Annotated in this window: 11 protein-coding genes; 9 read left to right on the top strand and 2 right to left on the bottom strand. The window is 70.4% G+C overall.

The features are described from left to right. Positions 1–7: 7 nt before the first annotated feature. From pqqC to ACFWPQ_RS39025, 8 genes are read left to right on the top strand one after another with little or no spacing between them, the layout of a single operon-like run. On the top strand, positions 8–763 hold the full coding sequence (gene pqqC / locus ACFWPQ_RS39060; protein WP_384045922.1) for a pyrroloquinoline-quinone synthase PqqC: 756 nt from the start codon (positions 8–10) through the stop codon (positions 761–763). Next, a complete protein-coding gene (gene pqqD / locus ACFWPQ_RS39055) occupies positions 760–1014 on the top strand; it encodes a pyrroloquinoline quinone biosynthesis peptide chaperone PqqD (RefSeq protein WP_384045919.1) in 255 nt (84 codons plus the stop codon). Before pqqC ends, pqqD begins: the two co-directional genes overlap by 4 nt. Next, complete coding sequence (gene pqqE, locus ACFWPQ_RS39050; protein WP_384045916.1) at positions 1011–2114, top strand: pyrroloquinoline quinone biosynthesis protein PqqE; 1104 nt, start codon at positions 1011–1013, stop codon at positions 2112–2114. The genes pqqD and pqqE overlap by 4 nt, the downstream gene beginning before the upstream one ends. Then, the gene (locus tag ACFWPQ_RS39045; RefSeq protein ID WP_384045914.1) at positions 2111–3313 is read left to right on the top strand and encodes a glycoside hydrolase family 105 protein; all 1203 of its coding nucleotides are present in this window, start codon (positions 2111–2113) and stop codon (positions 3311–3313) included. The genes pqqE and ACFWPQ_RS39045 overlap by 4 nt, the downstream gene beginning before the upstream one ends. Then, the gene (locus ACFWPQ_RS39040; protein WP_384045911.1) at positions 3310–4098 is read left to right on the top strand and encodes a Tat pathway signal sequence domain protein; all 789 of its coding nucleotides are present in this window, start codon (positions 3310–3312) and stop codon (positions 4096–4098) included. The genes ACFWPQ_RS39045 and ACFWPQ_RS39040 overlap by 4 nt, the downstream gene beginning before the upstream one ends. Before the next feature lie 12 nt (positions 4099–4110). Further along, a complete protein-coding gene (locus ACFWPQ_RS39035) occupies positions 4111–7371 on the top strand; it encodes a glycosyl hydrolase family 28 protein (protein ID WP_384045908.1) in 3261 nt (1086 codons plus the stop codon). Beyond that, complete coding sequence (locus ACFWPQ_RS39030) at positions 7368–8711, top strand: glycoside hydrolase family 27 protein (RefSeq protein ID WP_384045905.1); 1344 nt, start codon at positions 7368–7370, stop codon at positions 8709–8711. The genes ACFWPQ_RS39035 and ACFWPQ_RS39030 overlap by 4 nt, the downstream gene beginning before the upstream one ends. 11 nt (positions 8712–8722) lie before the next feature. Next, complete coding sequence (locus ACFWPQ_RS39025) at positions 8723–10753, top strand: PQQ-dependent sugar dehydrogenase (protein WP_384045902.1); 2031 nt, start codon at positions 8723–8725, stop codon at positions 10751–10753. Between the two features lie 35 nt (positions 10754–10788). Here ACFWPQ_RS39025 and ACFWPQ_RS39020 read toward each other — a convergent pair whose 3' ends face one another. Continuing rightward, positions 10789–12615: an AMP-dependent synthetase/ligase gene (locus ACFWPQ_RS39020; protein WP_384045899.1), complete on the bottom strand. Its 1827-nt coding sequence runs from the start codon at positions 12613–12615 to the stop codon at positions 10789–10791. A gap of 338 nt (positions 12616–12953) precedes the next feature. Here ACFWPQ_RS39020 and ACFWPQ_RS39015 point away from each other — a divergent pair, with 338 nt between their 5' ends. Continuing rightward, positions 12954–13934 (top strand): Lrp/AsnC family transcriptional regulator, encoded by a 981-nt coding sequence (locus tag ACFWPQ_RS39015; protein WP_384045896.1) that lies wholly within the window; start codon positions 12954–12956, stop codon positions 13932–13934. 55 nt (positions 13935–13989) lie between these two features. Here ACFWPQ_RS39015 and ACFWPQ_RS39010 read toward each other — a convergent pair whose 3' ends face one another. Next, positions 13990–14865: a LysR substrate-binding domain-containing protein gene (locus ACFWPQ_RS39010; protein WP_384045893.1), complete on the bottom strand. Its 876-nt coding sequence runs from the start codon at positions 14863–14865 to the stop codon at positions 13990–13992. Between the last annotated feature and the right edge of the window lie 175 nt (positions 14866–15040).

Genomic DNA, 15040 nt, shown 5'->3' with positions numbered 1-15040 from the left:
GCCCGCCATGACCGTCACCGCCGCCGACGCCGGGACGGCCGCCGACCCCTGGCCGGCCCCGGAGTTCACCGAACGGCTGCGCGCCGTCACCGCCGACCGCTACCACGACCGGCACCCCTTCAACCAGCGCATGCACCGGGGCGAGTTGACCCCGGCCGAACTGCGCCGCTGGATCACCAACCGCTTCCACTACCAGCGGCACATCCCCGTCAAGGACGCCCTGGTCCTCGCCAAACTCGACCGGCCCGAGCTGCGCCGTCCGTGGCTGCGCCGCATCCGCGACCACGACGGCACCGCCGACGGCGAGGGCGGCATCGAACGCTGGCTGCGCCTCGGCGAGGCGGCCGGCCTTCCCCGCGAGCAGCTCTGGGACGGCTCCCGGGTGCTGCCCGGGGTGCGCTTCGCGGTCGAGGGGTACGTCACCTTCTGCCGTCTGCGCCCCGCACTGGACGCGGTCGCCGCCTCTCTCACCGAACTGTCCGCACCCGGTCTGATGCGCACCCGCATCACCGCCTTCGAACACCACTATCCGTGGATCGACCCGGTCGGCCTCGCCTACTTCCGTTCCCGCGTCGACCAGGGCGCCCGGGACGGCGCCGAGGCCCTCGAACTGGTCCTGGCCTGGGCCCGCACCCGCGAGGCGCAGCAGCGCGCCGTCGCCGCCCTCACCTACAAGTGCGAGGTGCTGTGGGCACTGCTCGACGCCGTGGACCGGGGAGACACCCGGGGCTGGGGCGAGGCCCGGGACGGAGGCGGGCCATGACCTGGCGGCCCGCCCTCGGCCGCACGGTCGTGCTGCGCCACGACCGGGTCCGCGGCACCGATCTGCTGTTGCTGCCCGAGCGCGTCGTCGTGCTGCACGGCCGGGCGGGCGGCGTGCTCCGGCTGTGCGACGGCCGTCGGGCGGTGGCCGAGATCGTCGCCGAACTGTCCGAGGCGTTCCCGGGTGCCCCGGTCGCGGCCGAGGTCCCGGAGTTCCTCACGGCGTTACGGAAGGAGGGGTGGCTGCGATGACCACCACGGGACCGGCCCCGCCGGCCGGCGTCGAACCGCCCTGGGCACTGCTCGCCGAGCTCACCCATGCCTGTCCGCTGCGCTGCGGATATTGTTCGAACCCGGTCCGACTGATCGGTCGGTCAGTGGAACTGGCATCCGGACAGTGGGCGGAGGTGTTCCGGCAGGCCGGTGAGCTGGGCGTCGTCCAGACCCACCTGTCCGGCGGCGAACCGCTGCTCAGACGGGATCTGCCCGAGCTGGTCGCCGCCGCCGACACCGCCGGCCTGCACACCCAGCTCGTCACCAGCGGGGTCGGGCTGAGCGAGCGGCGGCTGGCCGGACTGGCCGGGGCCGGGCTGCGCGGGGTGCAGCTGTCCGTGCAGCACGCGGAGCCGACGGCCGCCGAACGCATCGCCGGCGCCCGCTCGTTCGCGGCCAAGGAACGCGCGGCCCGGCTGATCCGGGCGGCGGGCCTGCCCTTCGGGCTGAACGTCGTCCTGCACCGGGGCAACCTGGACGCCGTCGAGGATCTGGTCGCGCTCGGCGTGGCCTGGGGCGCGGACCGGATCGAGCTGGCCAACACCCAGTACCACGGCTGGGCGGCCCGTAACCGTGCCGCCCTGCTGCCGCTGCCCGGACAGGTCGAGCGAGCCCGCGAGACGGTGCTCCGCCAGCGCGAACGCCTGGGCAAGGCAACGGAGTTGGTCTGGGTCACCGCCGACCTCCTCACCGGCACGGCGAAACCCTGCCTGGGCGGCTGGGGCCGGATCTCGCTCACCGTGACCCCCGACGGCACCGTCCTGCCCTGCCCGGCCGCGGCCGCCCTGCCCGGCCTCGACCCGCCCAACGTCAAGGACCGCCGACTCGCCTGGATCTGGCGGGAGTCCAAGGCCTTCAACGCCTACCGCGGCGAGTCCTGGATGCGCGAACCCTGCCGCGGCTGCGCCCTGCGCACCACGGACTTCGGCGGCTGCCGCTGCCAGGCGTACGCGCTCACCGGCGACGCCCGCAACACCGACCCGGCCTGCCGCCACGCCCCCGACCACCACCTCGTACCCCTGCGGCGGACCTCGGCCGCCGCCGTCCCCAGAGAAGCTCCTGCAGAAGGAGGACCATGAAACGCCTGCGAGCCGCCCTCGCGGCCGTCGCACTCACCACCGCCACCCTGGCCGCGCTCCCCGCGGCCCTGCCCCCGCCCGCCGTCGCGGCCGTGACCTCTCCCGTCGCCCCGGCCAGGCCGGCCGTCGCCACCGACTGGTCCACCGCGGTCGTCGACTCCACCATGGCCCGCTACACCCCGAGCACCATAGGCGGCTGGTCCTACCCGGTCGGCCTCTACCTCTACGGCCAGTACCTCACCTACCGGCGCACCCACGACGCCCGCTACCTCACCTACATCAGGAACTACGTCGACCGGTTCGTGAAGAGCGACGGCTCGATCGACCAGTCCTTCAACAGCCTGGACAGCATGCAGGCGGGCCGGCTCCTGGTGATCCTGCACCACGAGACGGGCCAGGACCGCTACCGCAAGGCGGCACAGAAGATCCGCGACCGCCTCGCCGCCTACCCGCGCACGAGCGACGGCGGCTTCTGGCACGCCGACACCAGCAGCCGCGCCCATCAACTGTGGGCGGACGGCGTCTACATGGTGAACCCGTTCCTCGTCGAGTACGGCAAGGAGTTCGGCGACAGCGCGTACACCGACGACGAGGCGGCCAGGCAGCTCGCCGTCTACGGCGGCCACCTCCAGGTCGCCAGCGGCCTGCTCAAACACGCCTACGACGAGTCGAAGACCGCGAGTTGGGCGGATCCGGCGACCGGGCTCGCGCCCGAGCACTGGTGCCGGGCCGTCGGCTGGTACGCGATGGCGATCGTCAACGTGCTGGACGCGATCCCGGCGAACCAGCCCCGCCGCCCACAACTGCTCACCATCTTCGGCAAGTTGGCGGCCGCCCTGGAGAGGTACCAGGACCCGGCGACCGGCCGCTGGTTCCAGGTGATCGACAAGGGCGGGCGCGCCGACGACTGGACCGAGACCTCCTGCTCCAGCATGTTCACCTACGCCCTCTCGCGCGGCGCCCAGCAGCACTATCTCGACCCGCACTACGCGGACGTCGCCCGCCGCGGCTACCAGGGTGTGCTCGCCGAGCTGTCGATCGGCGCCGACGGCCGCACCGACCTCGCCGGCATCTCCGTCGGCACCAATGTCGGCGACTACGCGTACTACGTCGCCCGCACCCGTGCCGTGAACGACTTCCACGGCCTCGGGGCCTTCCTGATCATGAACGAGCAACTGCGAGGTGATCTGGTGTCATGAGCACAGCATCCAGAAGGGCGGTTCTCGGCGCAGCGCTCGCCGGTGCCGCCACGGCCGCCGTCGGCCTGCCCGCGACCACCGCCCAGGCGGCGTCCTGGCAGCTCAAGTGGTCCCCGTCGGCGAGCGGCGACGGCCTCGGCGCCTTCGAGACCGTAGAGGACGACCGTGCCGACTCCCACCCGGCCGGGCAGCCGCACATCTACGCCACGGGAGACGACTGGCGCTTCAACATGCACACCGTCGACCGCGACACCTCGACCGACCGCCAGCGCCAGGAGGTCACCGGCCTGCGCACGGGTGCCGGCAGCTACCTCAAGTGGAACGAGGGCCAGACCTGGCGGGTGACGTACTCGATGTACATCCCGAGCTCCCTCAAGGCGACCACCACCTTCACCCACATCATGCAGATGAAGCAGCCCGGCACCGGTACCTCGCCGATCGTCGTGCAGTCCCTGCGGCGGGTGAACGGCAGACAGACCATCGAGCTGAGGCTCGCCGTCGACGACATCCTGGTCGGCCGCACCGACCTCGACCCGCTGCACGACACCTGGACCGACGTCGACTTCCAGATCAAGGTCGGCAACGGCTCGGCCGGTTCGGTCCGCTGGACCCTCAAGTCCGGCGGCGCCACCGTGACCGACGCCTCGAAGACCGGCGTGGACACCTTCCTGGCCGACCGGGTCCGCCCCAAGTGGGGCATCTACCGCTCCCTCGGCGACACCTCGGGCTCGCTCCAGGACACCTACCTCCTGCTCACCAACCTCCGTGGCTACCAACAGGTGTGAGGAACCGTCACCATGAAACCCCCCACCGCTCCACGGCGCAGTGCTGCCTCGATCCCACGGCACAGTGCCGCCGCTACCGTCCTCTTCGTCCTCGCCGTCGTCCTCGGCCTCTCCCACCCCGCGGCCCTCGCCGCACCGCGGACCGCCGCACCACGTGCCGGCGCCGTCTACGACGTCCATGACTACGGCGCCAAGGGCGATGGCTCCACCAATGACAGCCCGGCCATCGACAAGGCCGTCACGGCCGCCAACGCGGCGGGCGGCGGCACCGTCCGCTTCACCGCCGGCACCTACAAGTCCAAGAACACCATCCACATGAAGAGCCATGTGACGCTCCAGCTCGACAAGGGCGCCACCCTCCAGGGCTCCAGCGCGGACACCTACGACAAGGCCGAGTCGAACCCGTACGACGCCTACCAGGACTACGGCCACAGCCACTTCCACGACGCGATGATCTACGGCGACCGGCTCACCGACATCGGCTTCGTCGGCCAGGGTGTGATCGACGGCGCGGGCAACCTGATCACCGGCAACCCGAAGACCGGCGAGGCCGACAAGATCATCTCGCTGACCCGCTGCGACGGCCTCCGTATCGGCGACGGACTCACCCTCCGCCGAGGCGGCCACTTCGCGGCCCTGATCAACGGCTGCAACGACGTGACCTCCGACCACCTCACCATCGACACCGCGAGCGACCGCGACGGCTGGAACGTCATCTCCACGACGAACGCCACGATCACCGACGCCACCATCCACGCCAACGACGACGCCCTGGTCTTCAAGAGCGACTACGCGCTCGGCGCCAAGCTGCCCAACGGGCATGTCCGGGTGAGCGGTTCGACGCTGGGCGCCAAGTGCTGCAACGCCCTGATGTTCGGCTCCGAGACCTGCGGCGACTTCTCGGACTACCGGTTCGAGAACATCCGCATCGACGGCGCCGACAAGTCCGGCCTCGGCATGGTCTCCATGGACGGCGCGAAGATCTCCGACGTCCACTACCGCGACATCACGATGACGAACGTGCACTCGCCGATCATGGAGAAGATCGGGACCCGCAAGCGCTGCGGCAACAGCCCCGGTGTCGGCTCGATCAGCGACGTCACGTACGACGACATCACGGCCACCGGCAACAGCCCCTCCTTCAGCCCGACCCTGTGGGGCGAGAACGGCCACCGCATCAGCGGGATCACCTTCGACAACGTCGACATCACCGTCCCCGGCGGCAACGGCACCATGTCCACCGGTGTGCCGAGCAACGACCCGAACGACTACAACCCCAAGGCCATCGGTACCCGGCCGGCCTACGGCTGGTACCTGCACAACGCCGACCATGTGCAGTTCACCGACAGCAGCGTGAGGTTCGCCGCGAACGACGGCCGGCCCGCGGTCGTCGCCAACGCGGCGAGCGACCTCCGCCTCACCCGCTTCACCGCCCAGAAGGGCAGCGACTCCCCGTACGACATCGGCCTCCAGGACGTCACCGGGGCCTGCCTGACCGACAGCCACAACACCTCCGGCGGCACGCTCCGGGTCTCCGGCGGCCAGGACTGCGGTACGGCCGCGCGGCCGCTCGATCTGGAGAACCCCCGCCAGGACTTCCTCCGCGCCTCCGTCGGCGGCCTCTTCCTGCACTGGGGCCTGCGCACCGCCCCCGCCCACACCAGCTGCACCGCCTGGGAGAACGACGTCACCAGCGGCGGCTGGACCCCGGACTACTGGGTGAACGAGGCCCAGAAGCTGCACACCCAGTACCTGGTGCTCGCCACCTTCCACAGCCGGCTCGGTTACGCTCGCCCCTGGCCGTCGAAGATCCCCGGCTCCTGCTCCACCAAACGGGACTTCCTCGGCGAACTGATCACCGCGGCCAAGGCCAAGGGCATGAAGGTCATCCTCTACATGACCAACGATCCCCAGTGGCACGACGAGGGCGGCCACGAGTGGCTCGACTCCGCCGCCTACTCCGCCTACAAGGGCAAGAACATCGACCTGACCACCAACGACGGCTTCGGACAGTTCAGTTACGACAACTTCTTCGAGGTCATGGACCGCTACCCCGACCTCGGCGGCTTCTGGATCGACAACGACAACGCGTACTGGGAGAGCCACGACCTCTACCAGCAGATCTACCAGAAGCGCCCGAACTACACGCTCAGCAACAACAACGAGGACACGCCGATCATGGACATGATCAGCAACGAGCAGAAGACGGGGATGACCCCGGCCTACGACTACCCGCAGGCCGTCTACACCGCCCAACCCCGCCTGACCGAGGCCGACTTCAAACTCCCCTCGACCGGTGCCTGGTGGTACGACGGCTCCGACCCGGCCGTCGACCGGAAGCTCACCCTCGGCCGCCTCGTCACCAACGCGGGCTCCTCGGTGAAGGCCCTGATGGCCGAGACCGCCCAGGTCAACGGCAGGTTCCCGGCGAACCAGGCCGCCTTCAACACCTTCGCGAACTCCTACCTCGACCCGATCTGGGAGTCCCTGCACGGCACCGAGGGCGGCGGCTATATGTACGGCGGCCTCAAACCCGGCTTCTGGAACGACGGCGCCCACGGCGTGACCACGATCGCCAAGGACGACCCGGACCGCCAGTACGTCCACGTCCTGACCCCGCCGACGACCAGCACCCTGCGGATCCGCGACAACGGCTACCGCATCGCCTCGGTCACCGACCTCCGTACCGGCAAGGCGGTCTCCTGGTCGCAGTCCGGCGGCGTGCTGACCCTGACCGGACTCGGCGACTGGGACCCGTACGACACCGTCTTCAAGGTCCTCACGGACGGCCGCCAGGGCATCCTCACCGGGGTCAAGGTGACCGCGAGCGCCGCCGCGAGCGGGCACGCCGGTTCGGCCGCCGGCGACGGCGACCACCTCACCTACTGGGACAACAACAAGACGCTCCCCGTGAACCTCACCTTCGACCTCGGCTCGGCCAAGAAGGTGCAGTACCTCGGGCTCAACCAGCGCGAGGACTCGGTCGCCTACGCCCGCTCGGACACCGAGCAGTCGGCGCGCATCAAGGACTACAAGGTGTACCTCAGCAACGACGGCACCACCTGGGGGAGTGCGGTCAAGTCCGGGCAGCTGCCCAGCCGCCGCGGCATCCAGGGCATCGACCTCACCGCCGCCACGGCCCGCTACGTCCGCCTGGAGGTGGACTCCACCTGGGCCGCCGCCACCGACACCACCCGCTACCAGCGACTGCGGATCGACGAGGCCTGGATCGGCACGGCCTACGCGACACCCGTGACCGGAGGACGCCCGTGACCAGGACCAGAACCCTCACCGTGGCGGCCGCCGCACTGCTGGCCGCGGCGGCGGTGCCGCTCCTGAGCCCCGATCACCCGGCCCCCGCCTCCGACAACGGCCAGGCGACACGGCCCGCGATGGGCTGGAGCAGCTGGAGCTATGTGCGCCGGTGGCCCACCCAGGCCAAGATCGAGGCCCAGGCCGACGCGCTCGCCGCGAGCGGCCTGAAGGACCACGGCTTCGTCCAGGTCAACCTCGACGACTTCTGGCAGAAGTGCGACGCGAACGGCTTCACCGTCGACTCCTACGGCCGCTGGGCCGTCGACCCCGCCAAGTTCCCCGACGGCATCAAGGCCCTCGCCGACCACATCCACGCCAAGGGCCTGAAGTTCGGCTTCTACGTCACGCCCGGCATCGCCAAGAACGCCGTCACCCGCAACACCCCGATCGAGGGCACCTCGTACCACGCGCAGGACATCGCGGACACCTCGAAGACCGAGAAGAACTACAACTGCAAGAACATGTACTACATCGACTACTCCAAGCCGGGCGCCCAGGAGTTCGTGAACTCCTGGGCGAAGCAGTTCGCCTCCTGGGGAGTCGACTACCTGAAGATCGACGGGGTGGGCAGCCAGGACATCCCCGACGTCCAGGCCTGGTCCAAGGCGCTGCGCGTCAGCGGGCGCCCCATCACCTTCGCGCTCTCCAACAACCTCGCGATCGCCGACGCCCCGACCTGGAGGTCCCTGGCCAACAGCTGGCGCACCCAGGGCGACGTCGAGTGCTACTGCGGGCCCGGCGACAACGGCAGCGGCTATCCGCTCACCGACTGGTCGCACGTCTTGGCCCGCTTCAACACGGCCGCGAACTGGCAGCAGTACGCGGGACCCGGCGGCTGGAACGACCTGGACTCGCTGGAGATCGGCAACGGCGACCAGGTGGGCCTCACCGCCGACCAGAGGCGCTCCCACTTCACCCTCTGGGCGATGGCCGCCGCCCCGCTGCTCCTCGGTACCGACCTCACCCACCTCGACACCGTCGACAAGGCCATGCTCACCAACGACCGGCTGATCGGCGTCGACCAGGACGGGGTCGCCGCGAAGCGGATCGTGAACAGCGGGGTCAAGCAGGTCTGGAGCAAGAAGGAGAGCGACGGCCAGTACGTCGTGGCCCTCTTCAACACCGGTACCTCCGGCAGCTCCACGGTGAGCGTGGACTGGTCCCAGGTCGGCTTCACCGGCTCCGGGGACGTCACCGACCTGTGGTCCGGCTCCCACAAGGGCACCGTCGCCACCACCTACAGCGCCACCCTGCGCCCGGGCGAGACCCGGCTGATCCGCGTCCGGCCGCTCGGCTGAGGAGGACCGTCATGACACCCAGAACCCTGCTCGCCCGCGCCCTGCCGCTGGCCCTGGCCGTCCCCCTCGTCGCCCTGCTGCCGGGGAGCGCGCGGGCGGCCACCGACTACCAGGCCGAGGACGCGGCCATCTCCCAGGGCACCGTCGCCACCAACCACACCGGGTACACCGGCACCGGCTTCGTCGACTACACCAACATCAAGGGCTCGTACGTGGAGTTCACGGTGAGCGCCGCCACCGCGGGCACCTCCTCGCTGGCCCTGCGTTTCGCCAACGGCACCGACACCGACCGGCCGTTGGACATCTCCGTCAACGGCACGGTCGTCGCCGCCGGCGTCTCCTTCCCGGCCACCGCCGACTGGAACACCTGGGCGACGAAGACCGTGAACGTCCCGCTGACCGCGGGCAGCAACAAGATCCGCGCCACCGCCACCACCGCGAACGGCGGCCCCAACCTGGACAAGGCCAGTATCGCCGCGGCCGCCGACACCCAGGCCCCCACCCGGCCCGGCCAGCCGTCCTGCTCCGGCATCGGCGAGGACGCGCTCACCCTCGCCTGGGGCGCGGCCACGGACGACGTGGGCGTGACGGCGTACGACCTCTACGAGCACGGCAACAAGATCGGTGAGGCGGCCGGGAGTTCGACCTCGAAGACCCTCACCGGGCTCGCCCCGAACACCACCTACGACCTCACCGTCATCGCCCGCGACGCGGCCGGCAACACCTCGCCGGCCAGTCCCGTCGTCGACTGCACGACGAAGCCGAGCAGCGACAGCACACCGCCCACCGCCCCCGGCACCCTGTCCGCGACCGGCATCACCGCGAACACCGCCGACCTGGGCTGGGGCGCGTCCACCGACGACCGGGCGGTGACCGCGTACGACATCCGCAGCGGGACCACCGTCTACAAGACGGTCACCGGCGCCACGACCACCACCCTCACCGGCCTCGCCTGCGACAGCCCCTACACGCTGGACGTCGTGGCCCGGGACGCGGCCGGGAACGTCTCCCAGCCGAGCAACGCCGTCACCTTCACCACCAAGGCCTGCGCCACCGACGGCGGCACGCCCTCCTCCGTCGCCACGCTCTCCAGCGGCTGGACCATCCCCTGGGGCACCTACTGGATGCCCGACGGGAAGACCGCGCTCGTCACCGAGCGGGACGACTTCCGGGTCTGGAAGGTCAGCAAGGACGGCACGCGGACCCAGGTCGGGACCGTCCCGAACGCCGTCACCACCAACGGGGAGGGCGGGCTGCTCGGCGTCGCGGTCGACCCCAAGTGGGAGACCAACCACTACGTCTACTTCATGCACACCGCCGACGAGGGCAACCGGGTCGTGCGCATGACCTACGACGGCAGCACGCTCGGCGACTACAAGATCCTGCTCCAGGGCATCAAGAAGAACCGCTACCACAACGGCGGCCGGCTCCTCTTCGGCCCCGACGGCTACCTCTACGTCTCCACCGGGGAGGCCCAGACACCCGACCTCGCCCAGGACAAGAACTCCCTCAACGGCAAGATCCTGCGGATGACGACCGACGGCAAGCCGGCCCCCGGCAACCCGTTCGGCAACTACGTCTACAGCCTCGGCCACCGCAACCCGCAGGGCCTCGCCTTCGACCGGGGCGGGCGCCTGTGGGAAGCCGAGTTCGGCAACAGCTCCAAGGACGAGCTGAACCTGATCAAGCCGGGCGCCAACTACGGCTGGCCGACCTGCGAGGGCACCTGCTCGGTCGCCGGGATGACCAACCCCAAGGCCACCTGGAACGTCTCCGAGGCGTCCCCGAGCGGCATCGCCATCGTCCGCAACGTCGTCTACATGGCCTCGCTGCGCGGCGAACGGCTGTGGCGCATCCCGATCAACGGAGACGCGGAGAGCGTCGGCACACCGACCGCGTACTACGTGGGCACCTACGGCCGGCTGCGGACCGTGACCAAGGTGCCGGGCGCCGACCAGCTGTGGCTGTCCACCACCAACTGCGACAACAACGGCAACGAGCCGGACGGATCCGACAAGATCTTCCGGGTCGGCATCAGTTGACGGGCATCAGCTGACAGCCGTCGGTCGACGGACCGTCAGGCCCGGTACAGGGCGTCGACCTCGTTGGCGTAGGCGTTCTCGATCGCCTTGCGCTTCAGCTTCAACGACGGGGTCAGCAAGCCGTGTTCCTCGGTGAACGGCTGGGCGAGGATACGGAACGTACGGATCGACTCGGCCTGCGAGACCAGGGTGTTGGCGGCCACCACCGCGCGCCGCACCTCGGTCTCCAGGTCGGCGTCCCGCACCAGCTGGGCCGCGGTCATCTGGGGCTTGCCGCGCATCTGCAGCCAGTGCTCGACCGCCTCGGTGTCGAGGGTGACCAGGGCGGCGATGTAGGGGCGGTCGTTGCCGACGACGATGCACTGGCTGACCAGCGGATGGTCCCGGACCCGCTCCTCCAGGACCCCGGGGGAGACGCTCTTGCCGCCGGAGGTCACCAGGATCTCCTTCTTGCGGCCGGTGATGGTCAGATAGCCGTCCTCGTCCAGGGAGCCCAGGTCGCCGGTGGCCAGCCAGCCGTCGTGCAGGGTGGCGTCGGTGGCCTTCTGGTTGTTCAGGTAGCCCTGGAAGACGTTGCCGCCGTTCAGCCAGATCTCCCCGTCGTCCGCGATGTGCACGGTGGTGCCGGGGATGGCCTGGCCGACCGTGCCGTAGCGGGTCTTCTCGGGCGGGTTGGCGGTCGCCGCGGCCGTCGACTCGGTCAGGCCGTAGCCCTCGTAGATCTGCACGCCCGCGCCGGCGAAGAACAGGCCGAGCCGGCGGTCCATGGCCGAGCCGCCGGACATCGCGTTGCGGATCCTGCCGCCCATCGCCGTGCGCACCTTGGCGTAGACGAGCTTGTCGAAGAGCTGGTGCTGCATGCGCAGCGACGCCGACGGCCCGGGCCCGGTGCCCCACGCCTTCGCCTCGACGGCGTCCGCGTACTTCACCGCGATCTCGACGGCCTTCTCGAACGGCCCGCCCTTGCCGTCCTTCTCGGCCTTCCGCCGCGCCGCGTTGAACACCTTCTCGAAGATGTACGGCACGGCCAGGATGAACGTCGGCCGGAACGCGGCCAGGTCGGGCAGCAGCGCGGCCGCGTGCAGCTGCGGCTGGTGGCCGAAGCGGACCCCGTGCCGGATCGCCGCCACCTCCACCATCCGGCCGAAGACGTGCGCGAGCGGCAGGAAGAGCAGGGTGGAGACCTCCTCGCCCTTCTTCGCACGGAACACCGACTCCCAGCGGGCCACGACCGTGTCCGCCTCGTACATGAAGTTGCCGTGCGACAGGACACAGCCCTTGGGGCGGCCCGTGGTGCCCGAGGTGTAGATGATCGTGGCGGTCGAGTCGGGGGTGACCGCCTGCCGGTGCCGGTGCACCACCTCGTCCTCGAGGTGCGCGCCCGCGTCGTACAGCTCCTGCACCGCGCCCTCGTCGAGCTGCCACAGCTGGCGCAGCTGCGGCAGCCGGTCGATGACGGTGGCGATCGTCATCGCGTGGTCCTCGTGCTCCACGACCGCCGCCGTGCACTCGGCGTCGTACAGCATCCAGAAGCACTGCTCCGCCGACGAGGTCGGGTAGACCGGCACCACCTGGGCGCCGATCGTCCACAGCGCGAAGTCGAACAGCGTCCACTCGTAGCGGGTGCGGGACATGATCGCGACCCGGTCGCCGAACCGGACGCCCCGCGCGAGGAGCCCCTTGGCGAGGGCCAGGACCTCGTCGCGGAACTCGGCGGAGGTCACGTCGCGCCATTGGCCGAGCTCGTCCTTGCGGCCCAGCGCGACGTGCAGCGGGTCCGTCTGGGCATGCTCGAAAACGCAGTCGGCCAGACCGCCGACCGGCGGTGCCGACGCCAACGGCGGGTTGGTGAACTCGCGCAAACCCCGCTCCCCGCTCCTCGCTCCACAGTGACGACAGTGACGCTCCGCACAGCGCCGTGAAAGCTACCCCACCGGAAGACCGTGCGGGAGGGGGTGCGAAAACGAGCATTGCTCTCGTATGACCGCGCTCACGTACGGAAAATACGCCCACATGGGGAAGGGGCGGACAGAATTCCTACGGTTCGGTAAGTTCCGGCTCCGTAATCTCCACGGAATCTGTACGACCCGATTACGGCCCCCGGCCGGTTACCCGCCGGTCAGGGCGGCGTGCCGCAGCACCCTCTGAGGACAGCGCCGACGCGGCCGATTCCGTCACTCCGTCCGAGTACGGTTCAGGGATGCTGGAGCTGGAATCCGACACCCTGGACCCGCTGGACGTGCAACTGCTCAGCGCGCTGGAGGTGGACGGCCGCGCCTCCTTCAGCCGGATCGCGGCCGTGCTCGGCGTCTCCGACCAGACGGTCGCCCGCCGCTACCGGCGGCTGTGCGCCGAGGCCGGGCTGCGGGTCGTCGCGGTCCGCGACGCCGACCGACTCGGCCAGGACCAGTGGATGCTCCGGCTGCGCTGCGCGCCCGACGGCGCCACCGTGATCGCCGACGCGCTCGCCAAACGCCCCGACACCGCCTGGATCGGCCTGGCCTCCGGCGGAACGGAGATCGCCTGCATGACCCGGCCGCGCCACCCCGGTGACCACGACGACCTGCTCCTCGGCAAGCTGCCGCGCACCCCGAGCGTGGTGGAGATCCGTGCGCAGCAGCTCCTGCACCGGTTCTACGGGGGGCCGGCCGGGTGGGTACGGAAGTTCAGGGCGCTGTCGGAGGAGCAGGCGGCGGCGCTGCGACCGGCGCCGCCGGAGGCCGACGGGCCGGCGCGGCTGGAACCGGAGGACGCGCCGCTGCTCGCCGCGCTGGAGCGGGACGGGCGGGCGACGTATCCGGAGTTGCAGCGGGCAACAGGACGGTCCGAGTCGTCGGTGAAGCGGCGGCTGGCCGCGCTGATCGGCTCCGGGGCGGTGTACATCGATGTCGAGTACCGGTCCGAGGTGCTCGGATTCTCGAAGTCCGCGGTGTTGTGGATCACCACGACGCCGGCCGCGATGCACTCCGTGGGGCAGGCGCTGGCGGCCCATGACGAGGTGGCGTTTGCTGCGGCTACCGCCGGGCCGTCGCATGTCGTGGTGACGGCGGTGCTGCGGGACACGGCTCATCTGTACGCGTACCTGAGCGGGCCGGTGGGGCGGCTGGAGGGGGTGCAGCATGTGGAGGCCATGCCGTTTTTGCGGAGGGTGAAGCAGTTGACGTATCAGGGGTTGCGGTGAGTCTGGCGGCCGGTGGGGGCTGAGCGCGCCCGCGCGGCGGCAGCCGCACATCGATTCAGCCCCGCGCCCCTGCGGGGCGCAATTGCTCGCCTCCTTTCAGGATCGCGGCCGCCAACGCATCCGCCGCCGACTGGGCCGGTGATCGCCTCGGGCCGTGCACCAGGACGAAGTCGACCTTGTCCAGTTCCGGCAGCCCTGCCCGGTCCGGGACGCGGAACAGGCCCGGGGGGATCAGGCCCTTCGAGTGGGCCATCACGCCCAGGCCCGCCCTGGCCGCCGCGATCAGGCCGTTGAGGCTGCCGCTCGTGCAGGCGATGCGCCAGTCGCGGCCCGCGCGCTCCAGTGCTTCCAGGGCCAGGGCGCGGGTGATGCCCGGCGGGGGATAGACGATCAGCGGGACCGGGCGGGCGGGGTCCACGCGGAGCCGTTCCGCGCCGATCCACACCAGGTCGTCGTGCCAGACCAGTTCGCCCAGCGGATCCTCGGCGCGCCGCTTGGCCAGGACCAGGTCCAGCTTTCCGGCGGCCAGCTGCTCGTGCAGGGTGCCGGAGAGCTCCACCGTCAGTTCGAGGTCGACCTCGGGGTGGTCGTGGCGGAAACTCTCCAGGATCTCGGGCAGCCGGGTGAGGACGAAGTCCTCCGACGCGCCGAAGCGGAGCCGGCCGCGCAGCCGGGTGCCGGTGAAGAACGCCGCCGCCTGCTCGTGCACCTCCAGGATCCGGCGGGCGAACCCGAGCATCGCCTCGCCGTCCTCGGTCAGCTCCACGGAGTGGGTGTCCCGGGAGAACAGCTGGCGGCCGGCCGCGTCCTCGAGGCGGCGCACGTGCTGGCTGACCGTCGACTGGCGCAGCCCGAGGCGACGGGCGGCCTGGGTGAAGCTGAGCGTCTGGGCCACCGCCAGGAAGGTGCGCAGCTGCGAAGGGTCATACACTCGAACATGTTATCGCGGAACGCGATGGCAGTGAGAGTGGTATACCGGATTCCCGATCAAGTGTCGGAGGAGGACGATGGAGAGGGGCCTTCCGGCTCCGGCGAGACCCCGGCCGTACGAGCCGGCACGACACCCTGACCGACCCGCAAGTGGAGCACCGTGAAACGCCTGAGCC

The organism is Streptomyces sp. NPDC058464 (genome assembly GCF_042721035.1).
Lineage (GTDB): Bacteria > Actinomycetota > Actinomycetes > Streptomycetales > Streptomycetaceae > Streptomyces.
Note: the sequence above shows the minus strand (reverse complement) of the source record. Positions and strands in the feature narration are given on the sequence as shown.

What these genes read in the sequence shown, in the direction of transcription:
- pqqC (WP_384045922.1), top strand. Translation starts at nt 8, where the DNA reads ATGACCGTCACCGCCGCCGACGCCGGGACGGCCGCCGACCCCTGGCCG.
- pqqD (WP_384045919.1), top strand. Translation starts at nt 760, where the DNA reads ATGACCTGGCGGCCCGCCCTCGGCCGCACGGTCGTGCTGCGCCACGAC.
- pqqE (WP_384045916.1), top strand. Translation starts at nt 1,011, where the DNA reads ATGACCACCACGGGACCGGCCCCGCCGGCCGGCGTCGAACCGCCCTGG.
- ACFWPQ_RS39045 (WP_384045914.1), top strand. Translation starts at nt 2,111, where the DNA reads ATGAAACGCCTGCGAGCCGCCCTCGCGGCCGTCGCACTCACCACCGCC.
- ACFWPQ_RS39040 (WP_384045911.1), top strand. Translation starts at nt 3,310, where the DNA reads ATGAGCACAGCATCCAGAAGGGCGGTTCTCGGCGCAGCGCTCGCCGGT.
- ACFWPQ_RS39035 (WP_384045908.1), top strand. Translation starts at nt 4,111, where the DNA reads ATGAAACCCCCCACCGCTCCACGGCGCAGTGCTGCCTCGATCCCACGG.
- ACFWPQ_RS39025 (WP_384045902.1), top strand. Translation starts at nt 8,723, where the DNA reads ATGACACCCAGAACCCTGCTCGCCCGCGCCCTGCCGCTGGCCCTGGCC.
- ACFWPQ_RS39015 (WP_384045896.1), top strand. Translation starts at nt 12,954, where the DNA reads ATGCTGGAGCTGGAATCCGACACCCTGGACCCGCTGGACGTGCAACTG.